The 19,208-nt window shown below is 54.7% G+C and carries 23 protein-coding genes and 3 tRNA genes; 19 read left to right on the top strand and 7 right to left on the bottom strand.

The features are described from left to right. Positions 1-79: 79 nt before the first annotated feature. The 3 genes from B5D52_RS15225 to B5D52_RS15215 all read left to right on the top strand — a co-directional run bounded on the left by B5D52_RS15225 (position 80) and on the right by B5D52_RS15215 (position 339). A tRNA-Trp gene (locus B5D52_RS15225) sits at positions 80-155 on the top strand. Between the two features lie 4 nt (positions 156-159). Continuing rightward, positions 160-236, top strand: a tRNA-Asp gene (locus B5D52_RS15220). Between the two features lie 27 nt (positions 237-263). Next, a tRNA-Thr gene (locus B5D52_RS15215) sits at positions 264-339 on the top strand. Positions 340-391: 52 nt separating this feature from the next. On the opposite strand, the gene B5D52_RS16265 is transcribed toward B5D52_RS15215, so the two are convergent. Beyond that, complete coding sequence (locus B5D52_RS16265; RefSeq protein ID WP_016148736.1) at positions 392-538, bottom strand: hypothetical protein; 147 nt, start codon at positions 536-538, stop codon at positions 392-394. 44 nt (positions 539-582) lie between these two features. Between B5D52_RS16265 and B5D52_RS15210 the strand changes: the two genes are divergently transcribed. From B5D52_RS15210 to B5D52_RS15185, 6 genes are all read left to right on the top strand, one after another. Then, positions 583-837, top strand: a complete 255-nt coding sequence (locus B5D52_RS15210; RefSeq protein WP_242951106.1) for a helix-turn-helix domain-containing protein — start codon at positions 583-585, stop codon at positions 835-837. Between the two features lie 86 nt (positions 838-923). Further along, the gene (locus B5D52_RS15205) at positions 924-1,139 is read left to right on the top strand and encodes a helix-turn-helix domain-containing protein (protein ID WP_016148735.1); all 216 of its coding nucleotides are present in this window, start codon (positions 924-926) and stop codon (positions 1,137-1,139) included. Between the two features lie 470 nt (positions 1,140-1,609). Next, positions 1,610-2,176: a hypothetical protein gene (locus B5D52_RS15200; RefSeq protein ID WP_016148734.1), complete on the top strand. Its 567-nt coding sequence runs from the start codon at positions 1,610-1,612 to the stop codon at positions 2,174-2,176. Next, positions 2,176-2,727 (top strand): hypothetical protein, encoded by a 552-nt coding sequence (locus B5D52_RS15195; protein ID WP_016148733.1) that lies wholly within the window; start codon positions 2,176-2,178, stop codon positions 2,725-2,727. The genes B5D52_RS15200 and B5D52_RS15195 overlap by 1 nt, the downstream gene beginning before the upstream one ends. Positions 2,728-2,875: 148 nt before the next feature. After that, positions 2,876-3,496, top strand: coding sequence for a VanZ family protein (locus tag B5D52_RS15190; protein ID WP_016148732.1), 621 nt, complete (start codon positions 2,876-2,878; stop codon positions 3,494-3,496). Beyond that, positions 3,486-4,322 carry a prephenate dehydrogenase gene (locus B5D52_RS15185; protein ID WP_016148731.1) on the top strand — a complete coding sequence of 279 codons (837 nt, stop codon included), beginning with the start codon at positions 3,486-3,488 and terminating at the stop codon, positions 4,320-4,322. The genes B5D52_RS15190 and B5D52_RS15185 overlap by 11 nt, the downstream gene beginning before the upstream one ends. A gap of 441 nt (positions 4,323-4,763) precedes the next feature. On the opposite strand, the gene B5D52_RS15180 is transcribed toward B5D52_RS15185, so the two are convergent. Then, entirely contained in the window at positions 4,764-5,192 is a 429-nt protein-coding gene (locus B5D52_RS15180) for a hypothetical protein (protein WP_016148730.1), read from the bottom strand. Continuing rightward, on the bottom strand, positions 5,189-5,575 hold the full coding sequence (locus tag B5D52_RS15175; protein WP_016148729.1) for a PadR family transcriptional regulator: 387 nt from the start codon (positions 5,573-5,575) through the stop codon (positions 5,189-5,191). The genes B5D52_RS15180 and B5D52_RS15175 overlap by 4 nt, the downstream gene beginning before the upstream one ends. A gap of 165 nt (positions 5,576-5,740) precedes the next feature. On the opposite strand from B5D52_RS15175, the gene B5D52_RS15170 reads away from it, so the two are divergent. After that, complete coding sequence (locus tag B5D52_RS15170; RefSeq protein ID WP_016148728.1) at positions 5,741-6,364, top strand: hypothetical protein; 624 nt, start codon at positions 5,741-5,743, stop codon at positions 6,362-6,364. Between the two features lie 59 nt (positions 6,365-6,423). Here B5D52_RS15170 and B5D52_RS15165 read toward each other — a convergent pair whose 3' ends face one another. From B5D52_RS15165 to B5D52_RS15155, 3 genes are all read right to left on the bottom strand, one after another. Continuing rightward, positions 6,424-7,425: a hypothetical protein gene (locus B5D52_RS15165; RefSeq protein WP_016148727.1), complete on the bottom strand. Its 1,002-nt coding sequence runs from the start codon at positions 7,423-7,425 to the stop codon at positions 6,424-6,426. Between the two features lie 363 nt (positions 7,426-7,788). After that, on the bottom strand, positions 7,789-8,541 hold the full coding sequence (locus B5D52_RS15160; protein WP_242825657.1) for a DUF2238 domain-containing protein: 753 nt from the start codon (positions 8,539-8,541) through the stop codon (positions 7,789-7,791). A gap of 147 nt (positions 8,542-8,688) precedes the next feature. After that, the gene (locus tag B5D52_RS15155; RefSeq protein WP_016148725.1) at positions 8,689-8,877 is read right to left on the bottom strand and encodes a hypothetical protein; all 189 of its coding nucleotides are present in this window, start codon (positions 8,875-8,877) and stop codon (positions 8,689-8,691) included. 233 nt (positions 8,878-9,110) lie between these two features. On the opposite strand from B5D52_RS15155, the gene B5D52_RS15150 reads away from it, so the two are divergent. Both B5D52_RS15150 and B5D52_RS15145 read left to right on the top strand, forming a co-directional pair. Further along, the gene (locus B5D52_RS15150) at positions 9,111-11,027 is read left to right on the top strand and encodes a fructose-bisphosphatase class III (protein ID WP_016148724.1); all 1,917 of its coding nucleotides are present in this window, start codon (positions 9,111-9,113) and stop codon (positions 11,025-11,027) included. Positions 11,028-11,198: 171 nt separating this feature from the next. Continuing rightward, positions 11,199-11,600 (top strand): helix-turn-helix domain-containing protein, encoded by a 402-nt coding sequence (locus tag B5D52_RS15145; RefSeq protein ID WP_016148723.1) that lies wholly within the window; start codon positions 11,199-11,201, stop codon positions 11,598-11,600. Here the strand turns inward: B5D52_RS15145 and B5D52_RS16725 are convergent. Continuing rightward, on the bottom strand, positions 11,564-11,695 hold the full coding sequence (locus B5D52_RS16725) for a hypothetical protein (protein WP_278308183.1): 132 nt from the start codon (positions 11,693-11,695) through the stop codon (positions 11,564-11,566). The genes B5D52_RS15145 and B5D52_RS16725 overlap by 37 nt on opposite strands. A gap of 136 nt (positions 11,696-11,831) precedes the next feature. Here B5D52_RS16725 and B5D52_RS15140 point away from each other — a divergent pair, with 136 nt between their 5' ends. The 7 genes from B5D52_RS15140 (at position 11,832) to B5D52_RS15110 (ending at position 19,196) form a co-directional block, all read left to right on the top strand. Continuing rightward, entirely contained in the window at positions 11,832-13,196 is a 1,365-nt protein-coding gene (locus B5D52_RS15140) for a hypothetical protein (protein WP_016148722.1), read from the top strand. Positions 13,197-13,212: 16 nt separating this feature from the next. Further along, positions 13,213-13,902 (top strand): response regulator transcription factor, encoded by a 690-nt coding sequence (locus B5D52_RS15135; RefSeq protein ID WP_016148721.1) that lies wholly within the window; start codon positions 13,213-13,215, stop codon positions 13,900-13,902. Positions 13,903-13,907: 5 nt separating this feature from the next. Further along, complete coding sequence (locus B5D52_RS15130) at positions 13,908-15,557, top strand: sensor histidine kinase (RefSeq protein WP_016148720.1); 1,650 nt, start codon at positions 13,908-13,910, stop codon at positions 15,555-15,557. Continuing rightward, a complete protein-coding gene (locus B5D52_RS15125) occupies positions 15,554-16,504 on the top strand; it encodes a DUF1385 domain-containing protein (protein ID WP_016148719.1) in 951 nt (316 codons plus the stop codon). Before B5D52_RS15130 ends, B5D52_RS15125 begins: the two co-directional genes overlap by 4 nt. Continuing rightward, positions 16,495-17,382, top strand: a complete 888-nt coding sequence (prmC, locus tag B5D52_RS15120; RefSeq protein WP_078689251.1) for a peptide chain release factor N(5)-glutamine methyltransferase — start codon at positions 16,495-16,497, stop codon at positions 17,380-17,382. Before B5D52_RS15125 ends, prmC begins: the two co-directional genes overlap by 10 nt. A gap of 90 nt (positions 17,383-17,472) precedes the next feature. Beyond that, on the top strand, positions 17,473-18,672 hold the full coding sequence (recA, locus tag B5D52_RS15115; protein ID WP_016148717.1) for a recombinase RecA: 1,200 nt from the start codon (positions 17,473-17,475) through the stop codon (positions 18,670-18,672). Then, positions 18,669-19,196 (top strand): regulatory protein RecX, encoded by a 528-nt coding sequence (locus B5D52_RS15110; protein WP_016148716.1) that lies wholly within the window; start codon positions 18,669-18,671, stop codon positions 19,194-19,196. The genes recA and B5D52_RS15110 overlap by 4 nt, the downstream gene beginning before the upstream one ends. The last annotated feature ends 12 nt before the right edge of the window (positions 19,197-19,208 follow it).

Raw genomic sequence — 19,208 nt, 5'->3', positions numbered from 1 at the left:
TTCCGCTTGAACGTCCAGCTCCGCAAGGCCCACCAAATAAATATTTGAACCAGACCGATGACGTAAACGCATCGAACATAGGGGTATAGCTCAGCTGGTAGAGCAGCGGTCTCCAAAACCGCGTGCCGTGGGTTCGATCCCTACTGCCCCTGCCAAAATGGCCCGGTAGCTCAGTTGGTTAGAGCGCTAGCCTGTCACGCTAGAGGTCGTGGGTTCGAGCCCCATCCGGGTCGCCATTCTTTCTTTGGTGACTAACTAAATATGCTGTTGTAGCTCAGCAGGCAGAGCACTTCCTTGGTAAGGAAGAGGTCGACAGTTCGAATCTGTTCAACAGCTCCACAAAAAACACCTTGCAAATTGCAAGGTGTTTTTTTGCGTTTGAAAAAGAATGTCAGGAAACTTCGGAACCAGCTGCTTCCTCACCGGTGGACAGATAGAGCTCCTCGCAGTCGCGCTGCGCGGTGATCAGAATGTCGATGGCGTCTTCGACTGCACGGAAGAGCTTGAAATAGAGTTCTTTGTAGTTAGGTTCGGGCAAGATTCATCACCTCGATTTTTTAGGACGATTTGACCTAAATCATCATGTCAAATCAGAATATATGGTATATTGTTTTAGGGGTGAAAATGTTGTACAAAAATATACGCTCTTTGCGAGAAGAAAGGGGATGGACGGTCGAAAAAGTTGCAAATTTGCTGCAATGTGCAACAGAGAAATATGAAAAGTATGAAAATGGGACTTGTGATCCACCAGCCAAAATTATGATTGGTTTAGCAAACATTTATCATACAAGTGTCGATTATCTGGTAGGACTTACGCAGCGACGTGAGCCACATTGAAATCTTTGTCTCTAGTTTATGCGCTTATCGCATAAAAGTCAATATGCAATTTCCGCATGACATACAATACTCACGAGGTGAGTTCATTGTATCCCAGAATCCGTGACCTGCGCGAAGATGCAGATTTGACACAGAGCCAAATGGCACACGTTTTAAACGTCAGCCAGACGACTTATTCCCGCTATGAAAGCGGTGCACTGGATATCCCGAGCGCAGCGCTCATCGCACTGGCGAAATTTCACCACACCAGCGTTGATTATTTGCTCGGGTTGACCTCTAACCCTGCACCTTATGAACCTTGAAATACGCTCAAACTTGACAGATTCCCCGGCTTGCGCTATACTGAAAGCATAAAAAAGGGCGCGTTGCCGGTAGACGGTTACGCCCTTAAAACAGTTTAGTCAAAGTGACCGCTAGTTTTGGACGACTCGGCGGTCATTTTGCATATGTAGTGAAAATCCATGCGAAGAATGCAATGAAAAGCACCGTACGCAACATCTTCTCATACAATGCGTTCACCCCCTTCCGGGTTGGAATGAGGCAAACTTCACCTCCTTCCTGTGGAGGAATGGAGGGCAATAACCGCCTACCGCTGGTATCGGCAGCGCGCTGAAAAATTTAGTTTTTCCTGTCGATTAGCTTACCATATTTTTCAAAACAGCGCAAGCCGTATCTGTCATTTGATCTTTCCATATCCCATATAAATATTTCTGGACTTCCCGCCCGGATTCCGATATGATAGAGATATCAAAACATGAAAGAGGGGAGATCTATGGGATATATTTTTGCCGCTTCGATTTTTGACATCTTTCATTTCATGCCGTTCACAGATATCGCGCAGCTCGTCTTGTTCTGGCTGGGACTCAACTACATGCGTGAGTTTAGCCCGCTTTTTCATAAAGCCAGACCGTGGCTGCTCGCGGGAATCTGTATCAATGTGCTGTCCATGATTGGCTTTACGGGCGAGCACTTTGCGATCTCATTCAGGAATATCCCCTTGCTGAGTCTTGCCCAGGGGATTGTCTGGCTGTGGTTCTGGTATACCCTGATTCGTGCCATCCAAAGTCTGGAACCGGTTTATGGCGACCTGCACAGTGGAATGCTGTTTAAGCTGTATTACATCTGGGTCGGCCTGTATGTCGCGTCCTACGTCATCGTTTTGGTGGGACTGCTGGGCTTGAATGCTATTGTGGGTGTGGCCGTCCTGTTTGTAGTCGCCAACCTGATCGTTGCCATTCTGCGTATCGTCTATCTGTACCGCGCATGGCAGGACTTCAACATCCGGCGCGAGCAGCTGAATCAGGTTTCGTATGACTCGTTCTCAGAGGAGAAAAAATAATGAATTGGATTTTTGCGGGCTTAATCTGTGCCCATTTAGACGTATACTTTAATAGCGGCGTGGATTTATTGCCCGATTGGCTGGGATATCTGCTTGTACTGTACGGCATGAAAACCCTGTATCCAGTCCTCCCAGCGTTCGACAAAATGCGCATTGTACCGCTCATCACTGCCATGTGCAGTATCGTGCTGTTCGGCGCGAATGTCATGGGTTATCTGCCCAGCGCTGGCTGGCCGGGTGCGTGGATGCGATTTATCGATTACGCGCTGACCATCGCGGTCGAGCTGGGCTTCTGCTGGTCGCTACACGCGAGCGAGCGCCAGTTGCAATGCGAACTGGATGACGCATCCCTGCTTGCTGCCGTGGGCGTGACTTGGGCTTTTGCCATCCTCGGTGTCATCCTGCGACTGGTCGAAAACGACATTTTCGCCCTGCTCACCACGCTGTCCACCGGACTGCTGACCCTCTGGCTGTTCTATGCGCTGTGGGAAATCGTCAAAAATTATCGCTACACCAAGATGCAGCAAGCTTTCGAGAAAAATCGCTGGTAAATTGCTGAGAAATGACCGAAAAGGACGCAATCGCGTCCTTTTTTTCTGTCAAAAACCGGGATACACGCGCTTTTCTGTGGAAATCTTCTCCATCGTGTGCTATAATGGCAGGGACGGACGCTTTGGCATCCGCTAAGGAGGTCTTTCCGTGAAATTTGTCCGAACCATCGCCTTTGTGCTGTGGGTGGCGGTCACAGCCCTCGACCTGTACATCGAACTCGATCCGCGATTCGTCGTGGACGTACCGGTCAAGCTGGGATTCGCTGCCGCGTTTGTCGCGCTCTGGTCGATCGTCTTTCCTCCAACTCCGCGGCACATGGGAAAATGGCTTGCGGTCTTGTTTGTCTACTACGTCTGGATGCTGCTCAACATCCTGTTTTTTGACAACGCTTTCGGTCGAGAACAAATGCACTATGGCATCAATCTCGAACCTTTCCACACCATCCGCAATTATGTTCGCGCCTACAATCGGGGCTATATTCCCGAGATCGCAATGATGAATCTATGGGGCAATGTCGCGGCGTTCGCACCGATGGGCTTTTTCCTGCCCAGCCTGTGCAGGCCGTTCGGCAACCTGTTCGCCTTCGTCCCGACCATGTTTTTGATGATCTCGGGCGTGGAGATTATGCAGGTCGTGACCGCCTGCGGCAGCGGCGATGTGGATGATCTGATCTTAAATCTGGCGGGCGTGCTGGTGACCTGGCTTGTGCTGTGGCCGCTGTCCCGTCATATCAATAACCTGCTGAGGAGGAACCGTTATGATTCGTAATGTAGTAATTGTCGGACTTGGCCTGATGGGCGGCTCGATGGCAAAGGCGGTACGCGCCTATACAGACTGCAAGATTTACGGCTGGAATCGCACGCGCGCCGTGGCTGAGGAGGCCATCCGCGAGGGCACGCTGGACGGTTTCGCAGAGGATGACGTGCTCGCACAGACCGACTTGCTGGTCATCAGCCTGTATCCGCAGTCGACCATCGACTGGCTGGCTGAGCACATGAGCAAGCTCAAACCCGGCTGCCTGATCGTCGATTTCGTCGGTGTCAAGCAGTGCATGGTCGATGCCATTACACCCCTCGCAAAACAGTACGGCGTACATTATATCGGCGGTCATCCCATGGCGGGTAAGGAGTTTTCCGGCTTTGCCTACGCCGAGGCCAGCCTGTTCCAGAATGCAAGCATGATTCTGGTGCAGACCGAGAGCAGTCCCCTGTGGGCGGTCGACGAGGTCGAGGGATTCTTCGATCAGCTGGGCTTTGGCCGCGTTGTGCGCTGCTCGGCTGAGCAGCACGACCACATGATCGCGTTTACGTCTCAGCTCTGTCATGTCGTATCGTCCGCTTACATCAAGAGCCCCGAAGCGCTCAAACATAACGGCTACTCGGCAGGCAGCTATAAAGACCTGACCCGCGTCGCAAAGCTCAATGAGGATATGTGGACCGAGCTGTTCCTGCTCAACCGCGAACCGCTGGTACAGGAGATCGACGAGATTATTAAGCACTTGACCGACTATCGAGACGCGATTCGCGATGGCGAGACCGAACGCCTGCGCAACTTGCTCCGCGATGGCCGTATGATTAAGGAAAGTATCGGTTAACCACCGCACCCGTAATGGAAGCTTTCGCCAGCCTTTCTCGAAAGGCTGCGGGTTCTCAGGGCAGAGCCCTGAGCCGTGTCCCGCAGCCCGTAGGCCACTATCCTTATTCCCGCGCCGTGCGCGGATTAAAGGAGTGTGACACGGAATCCCTTCTTGATTCCCGGTGCCCGACCCGGGAATCAATCTAAACAAACCCCAAAAGCGCCGTCAGCTGACGGCGCTTCTTTTTTTATAAGAGAATCCCCAAAAACAAAAGCAGCCTGCCGGAGGCAGACCGCTTTTGAAAAGAGAACGAGTTGGACTTTGGGGATAAATATAGTATAGCAGACTTAACTGCCGGATACTATTTGCGCCTTGGACGAATCTAAAGGGAAATGATGTACAATTTGCACAAATAAAGTGTGCAAATGAACAAGGCACATAGATAAAACGACAAAATGCTTATTTTTTTGCCCGTTTGATGAGTGCGTTGAATGCTTCATCGGAAATTTCGACGGGTTGCGAGGTTTCTTCTTCGGTGAGAATTACGGTAAAAGGGCCATCCACTTCGACATAAGGACGTGCTCTGAAATAATAATGACCCAAAATTACGATTGCTGTCACGAGAACAGCCATCACAACACCAATACTGATACCAATAATGATCTTTTTCTTCCGTTTACTCTTGCACAGGACTTCGGGGTCTACACACTCCATCAAAGCCTCCGCGACTTCTTCCGGCTGACCAAGCTGCGCACACAGCTCATCATAAGAGCCATTAAGCTCAGAGAGTGTACTGTCGGAAAACTTTTGCAAAAGCAATCTTTTTTGTCTGCGCGGACAGTCTAACCCGTGTTCTACTGCCGAAAGGTACGCTTGCGAGCCATTCATCGGTTGCTTCCTCCTAGATCGGTTCCTGCGTCCATGATGTCCAGCACCGCCTGATGCAGCTTGAGATAACGAGGGAACAGGGAATGCAGGTATTCTCGTCCAGCATCGGTAATGCGATAGTATTGCCGCACGCGGTTGTCGGGAGAGATCTGCTTGTCGCCCTCTTCCAGATATCCCTGATCGACAAGGCGATAAATCACAGGGTAGAGCAGGGAGAGTGTATAGACGCCGAACGAGCGGCGCTCGAGTTCCTGGGTCATCTGGTAGACGTACATTGGCTCTTCACTGAGCAGATACAGTACCAGCATAGGGCTTGCAGCCCGCTTGAAGTAGTCTTCAAAGGAGTGACCCGAATCCTTGTCGGACTTTTTTCCTCTGGCCATTGGAAAACCTCACATAACTCGTTATGGCTTTATTATAGCAATATGATTTGAAAAATCAATGATTAACAATGGGAAATTTTTGTTGACATATAGTATCTAAAGTAATATATTGAGATTATACAAGAATTTGAGATGCCTGAGAAGTAAAACAAGGAGGATTATGACATGAAATGGAAATATTCTATTAGCATTTTAACAATGACAGCAATCCTAGCAGGAATGGGAACAGCTTCTGCAGTGAATATGATGTGGAGTGTGGATATCGTTGAACAAGTTTTGCAAGCACGAAAAGATTTTTTTATGAACGGCTTATCATACAGATGGGTTGATTCGCCAGAACAGGTGAACTGGGATGAAATTGGAGACAATGAAGTTATTTTGGTGCCAAATACGGAAGCACCTGACGGCAATTATACGGTAGACGTGTCCCAGAATTTGAGTGCGGTTAATCCATTGGACACGGGGAAAGAAATCTTATATTATTTGTTTTGGACAGAAGAGGATAAGCTCGAGGCAGATGTAGCTGCCTTGCAGAACAAGCTGGATTTGACGGATGAGCAGATGGAAGCGCTGAAAGAATTGGGTCTCAAAGAGCACCTTGTCTGTCAAAATTTGAGCGAAGTGTATGCAGATGATGCGAGTTCGTTTAATGCTGCTTTGGATGAAAACACGCAGGCAAGTAAGCAGAGAATACAGGAGATTTTGGGAGATCGAACGGAAGATTTTAGAAATTGGATTGCTGCTTGGTGGGAAGAAGAACGGCAGGATCGAATGCATTCAGATGCTTGATGTGAATATTTATTATAAAGGATGAACATAAAAAATCCCTCCCGAGCGGGAGGGATTCTTTATACTGGCAAGCCGTGCAGTTGTAAGAGCAGACGCGCCAAATCAGCGATAGACAGGGCGGGAGCGGTAGACCGAGCGGTGATATCGCTCAGCAGATGTACCTGAATGGTATCTGTGAGATTGGACAATTCATAGACATGACCGTCGAACGAGGCAAAGGCGCTCGCTGCGTATAAAGTTTGTTTGGGGATTTCGTAAGCAGATAAAGTGTTGCCAGTGTCATTTAGAACACGGATGGATTGCCTGGTTTTGATTTTGTAGGTTTCGTCCTGTGTGACCTCCTCCACGTAAATCATCGGATGGCCGTCGATCGTTTTGCCGAGGTACTGGACTTGCCCCAGATAGTAATCGGATGAAACCGGGATGCGCTGGGTTTGACCGTTGGACGGATGATAAACGACCAATTCGCAGGTGCTGGAGAACAATTCTTCAGAATCACTGGAATCCTTGTAATAGAACGTATCGTCATCCAGGCGGTAGCCATCAAACGTCTGCGTGAAAGAGAGTTCCGAGGTGTATTGTTCGGGTAGTTTGAACTGATAGGTCGTGCCGTGGTCACCTTCGGGCATATAAAAATAGCCGAATCCGTTTGAGATTTGGAAGTTTGAGAGCTGTTCGTCGAATTTTGGAGTGAGAGAAGCAACTTTTGCAAAGATTGAGCCGTCGTAACAGTACAGATTTAATAGGTTATCGATGGCGTAGAGCGTATGCGAATCCCCGGCGATATCGATTGCTGTGAAATCTGATATGGAAATTGTTTTTGTCAGCTTGTGATTCTGGTAGGCTAAGATGCGATTCTGGGCAGAGTCCAGCAGATAGACTGTTTCATTTGCGACAAAATAGTCTTGTGGACCAAAGACCGAGCTTTGTTCATCTATGCGATAAGACAGCGTGGACGAGGTGACCGGAATTTCCAATATGGTTGTGCCGAGAGCGGCAGCGCAGGACAGTCCGGTTAAGGCTGCGCCGATACAAGCGGTACACAGTAATTTTTTGAGCATAGGGAGTTCACTCCTTTCGTACAAGATGGCTTTGATATCTTTACTATATCGTGAGGGGTATATATTGTCAATGCTAAATATAATAAATTTCATTTACTGTCTGTGTCGAGAGGCAGGGTGCAGAAAAAGGGAATAGAAAAGCCCCAATCCGGTAGGTTGGGGCTGATGACCGCGCATAGCGCGGAGGGGGATTGCGCTCGCTGCGGCGAGCGCTTTTTTTTGATTATTTTTGATTGATTCCCGGGCCGAACACCGGGAATCAAGAGGGGATTTCGCCATCTGCGGATGGCGACTCAGGGCTCTGCCCTGAGAACCCGCAGCCTTTGAAAAGGCTGGCGAAACTTTCCGTGATTGGTGCGGTGGTTATTTCTTTTCTTTGAGACCGAGGGTACGACGGACGCGGGGGATAAATGCCGAGGCGAACTTACCCTGACCGCGGCTCTTAACGTAGAAAAAGCCGATGATCGAGAACACGACAGCGCCGATAAAGTTGACGATCAAGTCCTTCATGGTATCGATCAAGCCGATATCGATATAGCCGCCATATTTTGCAATCCAGTCCTCACCGTTGACGATGAGCGAATCAATTTTGACGTGTTCGACGATATTCAGGCCGTCCGGGTTAAACATAACCGAGTTGATTTCGTGCACAATCCAGTCCTTCTGCATATCCATGTGCAGGTAGGTATCGGCGGCGAACTCGAAGAACTCCCACAGCACGCCGACGGTCATGGAAAAGCAGAATGCGACGATGGCGAGGAACAGGGGAGACAATTTCACCGAGAAGCGTTCGCTTCGGTTAAAGATATCCACGAGTGCAAAGCCGATGGCCGCCATCAAAAAACCGTTTATGGTGTGCAGCATGGTATCCCAATAGGGAATTTTGGTGTAATAGGAGTTGATTTCTCCCATAATTTCGGCGGCGAAGATGAAACAGTAGATGATGGTCTCGAGTGCCGGGGGAAGGTCGATGCCCAGTTTGCGGTCGACGAAGATGGGGACGGTAAACAGGGCGAGGGTGAGCACACAGACAAAGAGGTGCTCGTAGTTGCCGCGCAGGAACGCGCGGGCGGCGACGAAAACGACAATCAGGGACAGCAGTCCGCGGATTGTCATACGGCGCCGTTTGTTGCGGGATAACATAGGATACTCCTTTCGGGGTGGGAGATCTCAGGGGCGGGAGAAAGGAACCGCCGAGATCGGGAAAATGGGAAAAAAGGGTCTCCGGCGGAGCGCCGGAGACCCGGGACAGTTGCGAGACGCTTATTCGATGCCCTCTTCCTCGCCCTCAGGACGAGTATTGAACGCATAGTCTTCACAATTGTTAACAGCCTCGACTTCGTTTGCGTAGGGGCAGACAAAAACGCGGCCTTCGGTCTCTGCCTTAGCAACGCAGATCTTGGTACCGACTGCATCGCGGCGGCGGAACAGACACCACAGCTTCTTGGACATATGGATTTACCATCCTTTCTCAAATAGGAATCCTCGTTATTATTTTATCATGCACAGTAGCATTCCACAAGAGTTTTCCCGGTTTTCCTGCCGAGGAAAAGGCAAAATCCCCTTGCAACCGGTATATGGGTGTGATAGCATTAAGGTAATGAAGGCAATTACGGACGGGGTTCTGGTTTCAGAACCGATTTGGAATTTGAAAACAGAAAGGGAAGATTGTTTTGACGCATGACATGAACTATCTGCGCCTGTTGGCCGAGAAATTTCCGACGATTGAATCGGTCACCAACGAGCTGGTCAACCTGCGCGCCATTATGCACCTGCCCAAGGGGACGGAGTATTATTTTTCCGATCTGCACGGCGAACATGAGGCATTCATCCATCTGTTACGCTCGGGTTCGGGCGTGATTCGGGAGAAGATCGACGCGCTGTTCCGCTCGTCGATGATGGAGGAAGACCGCTCTGCGCTGGCCGCGCTGGTCTACTATCCGACCACGCAGATGGCGCGTGCGCGCAAGACCGAGCAGAACTACGCCGACTGGTGCGCCATCACGATCAACCATCTGGTGATCGTCGCGTGTGAGGTCTCTGCCAAGTATACGCGCAGCAAGGTGCGCCAGACGATCGACCCGCGCTATGCCGGACTGATCGAAGAGCTGATGAACACCGACGGCACCGACGCAGACAAGCGCGTCTATTATCGAGAGATGATCGAGACCGTGGTGCAGGTGGGCTGTGCCGAGGGACTGATCAAGGCGCTGTGTCATTTGATTCAGCAGATGACCGTCGATCAGTTACATATTATCGGTGATATTTTTGACCGCGGCCCGCGTGCCGACCGTATTTTGGACGAGCTGATGAAGCACCACGACGTGGACATCCAGTGGGGCAATCACGACGTTGCCTGGATCGGTGCGATGTGCGGCAACCCGGTGTGCCTGATGAGCGTGCTGCGTATCGCCATCAGCTACAACGGTTTTGACTGTCTGGAGGACGGCTACGGCATTAACCTCCGTCCGCTGTCCATGTTCGCGGCAACCACCTACGCGAACGACCCGTGCGAACGCTTCATGCCGCACGTGCTGGACGAAAACGAGTTCGACCCGGTCGATCCCGCGCTGGCAGCCAAGATGCACAAGGCGGTCACGGTGATGATGTTCAAGCTGGAAGGCCAGCTCATCCGCCGTCATCCCGAGTATGAGATGGAGGGCCGTCTGCTGCTCGACAAGATGAACCTGGAGAAGGGCACCATCCAGATCGGCGGCAAGGAATATCCGCTGACCGACACCAATTTCCCGACCGTAGACCCCAAGAACCCCTATGCACTGACCGAGGAAGAACAGAACCTTTTGGACGGTTTCCAGGCCTCTTTCCGCCATTCTGAGCGCCTGCGCACCCATTTGGACTTCATTATGAGCCATGGTGCGATGTACAAGGTTGCAAACAATAAGCTGCTCTATCACGGCTGCATTCTGGTCGAGGAAGACGGCTCGCTGACCGAGGTTGAGCTGGGCGGCAGCCGCCACAAGGGCCGTGCGCTGCTTGATTATCTGGAAATGCACGTGCGCCGCGCGTACCACTCCGAGGCACCCGACTCGGTCGACCTTATCTGGTACCTGTGGTGCGGCGCTCGTTCGCCGCTGTTCGGCAAGGATCGCATGACCTCCTTCGAGCGCTACTTTATCGACGACAAGGCGCTGCAAAAGGAGCACATGAATCCGTACTATAAGCATTACGACCAGCCCGAATTCTGCGAAGCCATCCTGCGCGAGTTCGGACTTGACCCGGCGTGCAGCCATATTGTCAACGGACACGTACCGGTCAAGCACGGCGACTCGCCCATCAAGGCAGGCGGCCGCCTGTTCGTCATCGACGGCGGTATCTCCAAGGCGTACCGCTCCAAGACCGGTATTGCCGGTTACACTTTGATCTCCTCTTCGCACGAAATTCAGCTCGCAGAACACCGTCCATTCCACCGCGGAAATGACCTCGAGAGTCCGGAAACCTATACCACAGTGCACATCGTCGAGCGCATGCCGCGCCGCCTGATGGTCGAGGATACCGACGCAGGCCAGCGCTTCAGCCGCCGCATTGAGGAGCTCGAACAGCTGCTGGGGCTGTACCGACAGGGCGTTTTTGGCGAAGCGTGAGATGCAGGGACGCTCGTACAAAAATGGCAAAATTGTAAACATTTTCGGCAGACTTCTACGTTCGCAAGAACAAGGTAGTTTTTCCCTTTGCTTTATGCTATATTGAAGGTGAAAAGAACCTGCTTTTGGCACAGCGCCTGCTTTCCCATGCAGAAAGGAGGATGACCCAAAATGTTGTTTACAGCACTGCAGCAGTACGATTCCGCGCAGATCCAGGCCGAACTGATTGGGTATCTGACCGAACTGGGTTTGGATGAGAGCATACTTAACACAACACTCAGGGGAGACATCACGATTGGCTCGCTCACAAACGGGCTGACCGAGCGCTTAATTGCAAAGGCGGCCGAAGAAGACCGCCGCAGATTCCGCGAAAAGCAAAGCGAAGGCATTGCGCGTGCGCAAAAAGCCGGTGTGGCCATTGGCCGACCGACGCGGAAGCAGGACAAGCGATTCCATAAGGTACGCGATATGTATCTGGCACAGGAGGTCACCGGACAGGAGGCCGCCCGACTGCTTGGCGTGGCACCGAGTACCTTCTACCGCTGGCTGCGGCAGGAAGGGGAAGCCAAGTAGTCCGCCATCTGCGTACCGCAGGCGCAGCCCTGCGCCTGCCACTCCCTCAAAAGCGGGTTCCGTCCCAGTGCGGAGCCCGCTTTTTTCTGTGCCATACCGCATGTTTCACCGGATGCGGTCAAACACCCATAAAACACCGGATTGTATCCCTTTTCCACTGTTCAAAGTCCGGTTTTTATGATACACTGAAAGCACATCAGTAAATTTTGGACAACCCGAAGGAGGGCGGACATGAAACGATTTTTTGCCGGCTTGCTGTGTCTGCTGACCATGGGCGCGTGCAGTTTGACACTGAGCGGCTGTACGCTCAAGACCGGCGTAGATTTGATGCAGCTGCCCAAACCGAATAAAGACCGCCAGGCCATCTCCGACGAGCTCGAGCGGGTGCGCTCGACCGACGCGGTGGAGGACGCACCCTACGAGGGCGAGAACCGCAACACCGTGCAGATGGTCGATCTGGACGGTGACGGCGTGGAAGAGGTCGTCGCCTTCTTCCGCGCACCGGCCAACGGCAACACCTATGAGGCCGTGGTGCTGAGCAAGCAGTCGGACGAGTCGTACACCTGTGTCGGACGCATCCAGGGTACGGGCGTGCGCATCGGACAGGTGAGCTATCCGGTGGTGACCGAGGACGGACAGCGCTGCATTTTGATGAGTATGGACAAGGCGGGCGATCAGGGCAGCCACCTGATTGCAGCCGATTACAGTGACAGCGGCATTGAAGTGATGCTGGAGACCGATTATATCAGTATGCTGACCGTCGATCTGGACAGTGACGGCTCGCAGAACGTTTTTTTGATCTCCGGACAGGAAAACCGCCGCACGGCGACCATTTACAGCTATGATGAAGAGGATCGCGACCTGACGCTGATGAGCGAGAGTCCGCTGTCGGCATCGGCCAAGATCATCAGCCGTCTGGACAGCGGCTACATCGCGGACAATCAGCCGGCGGTCTTTGTCGAAGAGACGGTATCGGGCGGCAGCGGTCAGCAGACCGACCTGTTTGTCTACCAGCCCGAAGAGGGACTGCGCAATCTGGCGCTGAGCACCGAGAACGGCACCGGTCGGGGCACCTACCGCGTCGTACCGGCCAACGCCTGCGACATCAACGGCGACGGCCTGACCGAGATTCCGCGCGCGGTGCACATGGTTGGTTCCATGTCGGACGGCAGCGACGCGGTCTATATGCTCGACTGGTATCTGTATGATGCCGACGGTGACCCGACCTACGTCGAGACCACTTACCGCAACGTCAGTCAGGAATGGGATTTCCGCATCAGTCAGGACTGGTATGACGCGGTGCACGCGGTCAAGGGCTCGCAGGACGGCACCGACTATACCACCTTTGAGGTGTATGCCGCGGATGGCAAGTCCATTCCGCTGCTCACGATCTATTATATTCTGGGCGATGAGAGCGAGATCAACGCGCGGGTCGAGGCTTCCGACGAGTTGTTCGCGCTGGACGCGACCGATTCGGGCGTATTCGTCGCGCAGATTCCGGCGGAAGCCGACAATAGCAGCCTGAAATTGACCGAAGAACAGGTACATGAGCGATTTTCGCTGATTGCGGTTGACTGGAGCGCATCGCAGTCGTGACAGGAGGGAAAAGCAAATGAAGCGTAAAGTATTGGTACTGGAAGATGAAGAGAATATCCGCAGCTTTGTCGTGCTCAATCTCAAGCGCGCAGGGTTCGAGGTAATCGAGGCGGGCAGCGGTGAGCAGGCACTCGAGCTGTTTGAGCAGCATCCCGATATTCAGGTGGCCGTGCTCGACGTCATGCTGCCGGGCATCGACGGCTATGAGGTGTGCCGCACCATGCGTGCACGCGGCTCGCGTGCGGGCATCATCATGCTGACCGCACGCACGCAGGAGTCGGATAAGGTGACCGGCCTCATGACCGGCGCGGACGACTACGTGACCAAGCCCTTCTCGGTCGTCGAGCTGGTCGCACGCGTCGAGGCACTGTTTCGCCGCGTCGGCGGAGGCGGCTTCCAGGAGGACGACAGTATCCGTTCGGGACCGTTCCGTCTCAATGCCCGGTCGCGCGAGGTGACCAAGAACGGGGTCAAGATCGAGCTGACTCAGATCGAATACGGCATTTTGAAGGCGTTTATGAGCAATGTCGGCCGCGCGCTGTCGCGTGACGACATCCTCGAGATGGTCTGGGGTCACCACTACGTCGGTGAACTCAAGATCGTCGACGTCAACATCCGCCGTCTGCGCATCAAGATCGAGGACAATCCGGCTTCGCCGCGCTATATCGTCACCGTGCGCGGCTTCGGCTATATGTGGGAAGGCTGAGGGGAATGAAGTACCGAAAAAGCAAATCCCGTCGGAAGCGCGAGAAAAAGGACTGGCTCGCCGCACTGATCGAGCGGCGCCGGCCCAAGCAAAGCGCGCCTGCGGCATCGGGTACACCGCCCGCACCCGGTGCGGTGCGTATCCAGCACTCACCTGGCGGTCTGCGCGGCCGCTGGCTGATGAACTCGCTGTCCTTTGTCGTCGTCATTCTGGCCGCGGTCGTCATCGCGGTCACCATGGGATTTTCCAGCTATTACTATAATAGTATCCACGACATGCTCAGCTATCGCATGAGCACGCTCACCACCAACTTCTATAACAGCGGTTGGCTGGCCAATCTGGAATACTATTATTATGGTATGGAAAAGACCATCGGCGATTTTGACATCAACATGCGTGACAAGATCGAATTGCAGTTCCTAAACGAGCGGGGCACCATCCTCAAATCGTCGTCGGGCTTAAACGACGGCACGATGGCGGTCACCGGAGACGTGGCGCGTGCGCTCGGACAGGATGAGGACGGGGACGGCAAGAACGAGGGCGAACAGAACGGCGTGATTCAGGTCTGGACGGGTGAGGACCCCATGACCGGCGAGCGCGTGCTGAGCATGACCACACCGCTCTATATCGAGGACGACCATCTGGTCGGCGGCATCCGCATGGTCACCTCGCTGGCCATCGCGGAAAAGCAGACCATGTACTTCGTGCTGTTCTCGGTGGCGGTCAGCCTGCTGTTTTTCGCACTGGTCGTTCTGTCCAACCGCTACTTCTTGAAGTCCATTCTGGAACCGGTCACCAAAATAAACGTCATCGCCAAGGAAATCGCCGCCGGGCGATACGGTATGCGCCTGCAAAAGGCGTACGATGACGAGATCGGTGAGCTGTGCGACACGATCAACTACATGTCGGATGAGATCTCACGCACCGAGCGCATGAAAAATGACTTTATCTCGTCGGTATCGCACGAGCTGCGCACACCGCTGACCGCGATTGACGGCTGGAGTGAGACGCTGCTTGCAGTCGGTGCCACCGACCCCGAGGAAGTCATGCAGGGACTGGAGATCATCCACAAGGAGAGCCGCCGCCTGACCCGTATGGTCGAAGAGCTTCTGGACTTCGCCCGCATCGAGTCCGGACGCATGAAGCTTGAGGTTGAGACCTTTGACCTCGAAATGGAGCTGTACGAGGCGGTGTACATGTACGAGAACATGCTCGCGAACACCGAAATGAAACTGAGCTATCACACCGACGACGTGGACAGCTACTTTGTAAACGGCGACCGCCACCGCATGAAACAGGTCTTCCTGAACATCATCGACAACGCGGTCAAGTACGGCAAATCGGGCGGACGCATCGAGGTCGACCTGCGCCACGAGGGCAAAAACATCGTGGTCTGCGTGCGCGACTACGGCGTAGGCATCCCGGAAGCCGAGCTGCCGTTCGTCAAGGAGAAATTCTATAAAGGCTCGTCCAAGGAGCGCGGCAGCGGTATCGGTCTGGCAGTCACCGACGAGATCGTCAAACTGCACGGCGGTACGCTGACCATCCGTTCCAAGGCAGGCGAGGGCACGGCAGTTTACGTGTCCGTTCCTGCCATCGACGTCCATACCGCACTGGGCGTCGAAACGTCCATCGCAGAGGAGAACACCCAATGAAGCATTACGAAATGCCGCCGTGCGTGCGCAAGACCACGATCGGCGGCCAGGCGATCATCGAGGGCATCAGCATGAAGGGACCGCAGACCACCTGCGTGACCGTGCGCAAGCCGGACGGAACGCTGACCTTTCAGGAGCGTCCGACGCCCAAGCCCAAGCACCCGTTTTGGAAATTGCCGATTGCCCGCGGCGCCTACACCCTGTTCACCGCCCTGAAAGACGGCATGAACGACATCAACTATTCCGCCCAGTTTTTCGAGGACGACGACAGTGTGGATACCGAGCCGTCGCGGTTTGAAAAATGGGTAGAAAATCACATTTCGTCGGACAAACTGGAAAAAATCCTGATGGGTTTTGCCATGGTGATCGGCACCATCCTGCCCATCGCACTCTTTCTGGTCGCACCCACGCTCATCGTGGGCGTGCTGCCCGACGGTGCACCCTACTTCGTGCGCAGTCTGCTCGAAGGCGTGGTGCGTATCATCCTGTTTTTGATCTTTATGTGGTCGATTTCCCACATGAAGGACATCGAGCGCACCTTCCGCTATCACGGTGCCGAGCACAAGACCATTTTCTGCTACGAAGCCGGCCTGCCGCTGACCGTCGAGAACGTGCGCAATATGCCGCGCTTCCATCCGCGCTGCGGCACCAGCTTTATGATCGTGATGATGATCATTCCCATCCTGATTTTTGCCTTTGTGCAGATGGATAACGTCTGGCTGCGCATGATTCTGCGCCTTGTCCTGCTGCCCGTCGTGGTCGGCATCGCCTACGAGTGCAACCGCTGGGCCGGACGGCATGACGGCGTGATCAGCCGCGCCATTCGCTGGCCGGGTATCCAGATGCAGAAGCTGACCGTATTTGAGCCGGACGACAGCATGATCGAGGTTGCAATCGCGTCCATGGAAAAGGTCATCCCGCCCGACGACAGCGACGCATGGAAGTGAGAGAGATGGAAGACGTAAAAACACTGCTCGCGCACGTTCGGCACCAGCTGGACGAGGCCGGAGCCGAACAAATTCCGATGCCCGATCTGGAAGCGCGTGAGCTGACCGCGTGTGCGCTGGGGCTGGATCGCCGTCTGCTGCCCGCGCTGGGTGCGCGTCTGGTGACCGCGTCCGAGTGCGAGAAGACCGAGGCGTTGGTTGCTCGCCGCCTGTCGGGTGAACCGCTGGCCTACGTGCTGGGCGAGTGGGACTTCTACGGCATCACGCTGCGCGTCACGCCCGACGTGCTCATCCCGCGCAGCGACACCGAGCGCCTGTGCGAGCTGGCCATCGAGCGGGTGCAGGCTATGCAAAACCCGCGCGTGCTCGACCTGTGCAGCGGCTCGGGCTGCATCGCGCTGGCGCTGCTGCACGAAGTACCCGCCGCGCAGGCGGTCGCGGTCGATGTGTCCCCGGCAGCGGTCGACGTGGCGAACGGCAACGCCGAACGGCTGAGACTCAGTGACCGCTATCGGTGCGTCATCGGCTCGGCGCTCGAGCCCATTGCCGACGCAGACCGGGACGCGTTCGACCTCATGGTGTGCAATCCGCCCTATATCACGGCCGACGAGATGCGTGAGCTTGACCGCGACGTTGCCGAATTTGAGCCGCACCTCGCGCTTTACGGCGGTGAGGATGGTCTGGATTTCTACCGCACGGTGATGAAAACCTGGCGTTATGCCGTCAAACCGGGTGGATACCTGCTGTTTGAGTGCGGCTGGAAACAGGGTCAGGCCGTGGCTGAGATCTGCCGGGAGGCAGGCCTTTCCGAGGTGCAGGTCGAGACCGATTACGCAGGCGTACCGCGCATCGTGTGCGCAAGAGTACCCCTGTCCTGACCGAACAGGCATTCGAAAATCGCTTGCAAATCGGCGCGCCGTGCATTATAATAGAGGAACTGAACGTACAATCATGGAGGAACCCTATTTATGGCGTCTAATAATAAAAAGAAGTTGGAGCCGGTTGCCCCGGCGGCCAACAAACAGGAGGCCCTGGCCAAGGCGCTGGGTCTGATTGAAAAACAGTATGGTAAGGGCGCGGTTATGCGCCTGGGCGAGAATACCGGCATGGCAGTCGACCACATTTCCACCGGCTCGATCGGTCTGGACTGTGCGCTGGGCATCGGCGGCCTGCCACGCGGCCGAATCGTCGAGATCTATGGACCGGAATCGTCCGGTAAGACCACGGTTGCCCTGCACGCCATCGCTCAGGCGCAGAAGGCGGGCGGTGAGGCGGCATTCATCGACGCCGAGCACGCCCTTGACCCGGTTTATGCCCGTGCGCTGGGCGTCGACATCGACAGTCTGCTGGTATCCCAGCCGGATACCGGTGAGCAGGGTCTGGAAATCGCCGAGGCACTGGTGCGCTCGGGTGCACTGGACATCGTGGTCGTGGACTCGGTCGCAGCGCTCGTACCCCGTCAGGAAATCGAGGGCGAAATGGGCGACTCGTTTGTCGGCCTGCACGCCCGCATGATGAGCCAGGCCATGCGTAAGCTGGCAGGCTCGATTGCAAAGTCCAACTGTGTGGCCATTTTTATCAACCAGCTGCGTGAAAAGGTCGGCGTGGTCTACGGTAACCCCGAAGTCACCACCGGCGGCCGTGCGCTCAAGTTCTACGCTTCGGTGCGCATCGACGTGCGCCGTATCGAGCACATTAAGAACGGTACTGAGCTGCTCGGTTCGCGCACTCGCTGTAAGGTGGTCAAGAATAAGGTCGCTCCTCCGTTCCGTGAGGCAGAGTTCGATATTATGTACGGCGAGGGCATCTCGCAGACCGGTGAGCTGGTCGATCTGGGTGTCGAGTACGATCTGGTGCAGAAGTCGGGCGCGTGGTTCTCGATGAACGGCGTGCGCCTGGGTCAGGGTCGTGAGAACGCAAAGCTGTACTTTAAGGATCACCCCGAAGAGGCCGAGGAGCTGCACAAGAAGATCGTCGAGGCGATTGCAGCCGATCACGCCAAGCTCGCGCCCAAGCGCAAGAAGAAGGGCAAGGACGACGAGGACGCAGAGGAGACCGAGGAGACCACGGCAGCACCGGCAGCGCGTGAGGAAAAGAAGCCCGAGAAGTCGCGTGCGGTTGCGATTGATGCCGATGACTTCGACGAAGACGACGGGATTGACGTATGATGCGGCGTGCGCGTGACGTGCAGTCGCCCGACCTGCGCACGCTGAGCCGGGAAGAGCTGGAAGAGGTCTACCGCAAGACGCTCGATCTGGCGGCAAAACTGCTGTCCTACCGGGCACTGTCGGCATCGGCGCTGCGCGAAAAGCTCATCGACAAGGGCTGCGCCGAGGAAGCCGCCGATTATGCGCTGGCCTACTTGCAGGAACACGGCTTTCAGGATGACCGCAAGTACGCCGAGAGCACGGTGCGCTCGTACACCCGACGGGGTTACGGTACCCTGCGCATCCGGCAGGAACTGCGCCGACGCGGCATTGAGCGCGACGACGCGGACGCGGTCATGGAGGACTGCGAGCCCGACCTTGACGCCATGCTCGCACTGCTCGACAAGCGCCTGCACGGCGATCTGTCCGACCGCAAAGAGGTTAACAAGGCGGTTGCCGCCTTGCAGCGGCGCGGGTTCCTGTGGGAAGATATCCGCCGTGCACTCAATGAGTACGGCGCATCCATCGATGCCGATTTCGACTGAGAAAGGGAAGCT

The sequence above is a fragment of the Butyricicoccus pullicaecorum DSM 23266 genome (genome assembly GCF_900167005.1).
GTDB lineage: Bacteria > Bacillota > Clostridia > Oscillospirales > Butyricicoccaceae > Butyricicoccus > Butyricicoccus pullicaecorum.
Note: the sequence above shows the minus strand (reverse complement) of the source record. Positions and strands in the feature narration are given on the sequence as shown.

Coding starts and splice junctions, on each gene's coding strand:
- prmC (WP_078689251.1), top strand. CDS start 16,495: ATGGAAGTGAGAGAGATGGAAGACGTAAAAACACTGCTCGCGCACGTT.
- B5D52_RS15200 (WP_016148734.1), top strand. CDS start 1,610: ATGGGATATATTTTTGCCGCTTCGATTTTTGACATCTTTCATTTCATG.
- B5D52_RS15140 (WP_016148722.1), top strand. CDS start 11,832: ATGAAACGATTTTTTGCCGGCTTGCTGTGTCTGCTGACCATGGGCGCG.
- B5D52_RS15150 (WP_016148724.1), top strand. CDS start 9,111: ATGAACTATCTGCGCCTGTTGGCCGAGAAATTTCCGACGATTGAATCG.
- B5D52_RS15185 (WP_016148731.1), top strand. CDS start 3,486: ATGATTCGTAATGTAGTAATTGTCGGACTTGGCCTGATGGGCGGCTCG.
- B5D52_RS15130 (WP_016148720.1), top strand. CDS start 13,908: ATGAAGTACCGAAAAAGCAAATCCCGTCGGAAGCGCGAGAAAAAGGAC.
- B5D52_RS15165 (WP_016148727.1), bottom strand. CDS start 7,425: ATGCTCAAAAAATTACTGTGTACCGCTTGTATCGGCGCAGCCTTAACC.
- B5D52_RS15195 (WP_016148733.1), top strand. CDS start 2,176: ATGAATTGGATTTTTGCGGGCTTAATCTGTGCCCATTTAGACGTATAC.
- B5D52_RS15135 (WP_016148721.1), top strand. CDS start 13,213: ATGAAGCGTAAAGTATTGGTACTGGAAGATGAAGAGAATATCCGCAGC.
- B5D52_RS15170 (WP_016148728.1), top strand. CDS start 5,741: ATGAAATGGAAATATTCTATTAGCATTTTAACAATGACAGCAATCCTA.
- B5D52_RS15210 (WP_242951106.1), top strand. CDS start 583: ATGTCAAATCAGAATATATGGTATATTGTTTTAGGGGTGAAAATGTTG.
- recA (WP_016148717.1), top strand. CDS start 17,473: ATGGCGTCTAATAATAAAAAGAAGTTGGAGCCGGTTGCCCCGGCGGCC.
- B5D52_RS15180 (WP_016148730.1), bottom strand. CDS start 5,192: ATGAATGGCTCGCAAGCGTACCTTTCGGCAGTAGAACACGGGTTAGAC.
- B5D52_RS15160 (WP_242825657.1), bottom strand. CDS start 8,541: ATGACAATCCGCGGACTGCTGTCCCTGATTGTCGTTTTCGTCGCCGCC.
- B5D52_RS15125 (WP_016148719.1), top strand. CDS start 15,554: ATGAAGCATTACGAAATGCCGCCGTGCGTGCGCAAGACCACGATCGGC.
- B5D52_RS15175 (WP_016148729.1), bottom strand. CDS start 5,575: ATGGCCAGAGGAAAAAAGTCCGACAAGGATTCGGGTCACTCCTTTGAA.
- B5D52_RS16725 (WP_278308183.1), bottom strand. CDS start 11,695: ATGGCACAGAAAAAAGCGGGCTCCGCACTGGGACGGAACCCGCTTTTG.
- B5D52_RS15155 (WP_016148725.1), bottom strand. CDS start 8,877: ATGTCCAAGAAGCTGTGGTGTCTGTTCCGCCGCCGCGATGCAGTCGGT.
- B5D52_RS15110 (WP_016148716.1), top strand. CDS start 18,669: ATGATGCGGCGTGCGCGTGACGTGCAGTCGCCCGACCTGCGCACGCTG.
- B5D52_RS15145 (WP_016148723.1), top strand. CDS start 11,199: ATGTTGTTTACAGCACTGCAGCAGTACGATTCCGCGCAGATCCAGGCC.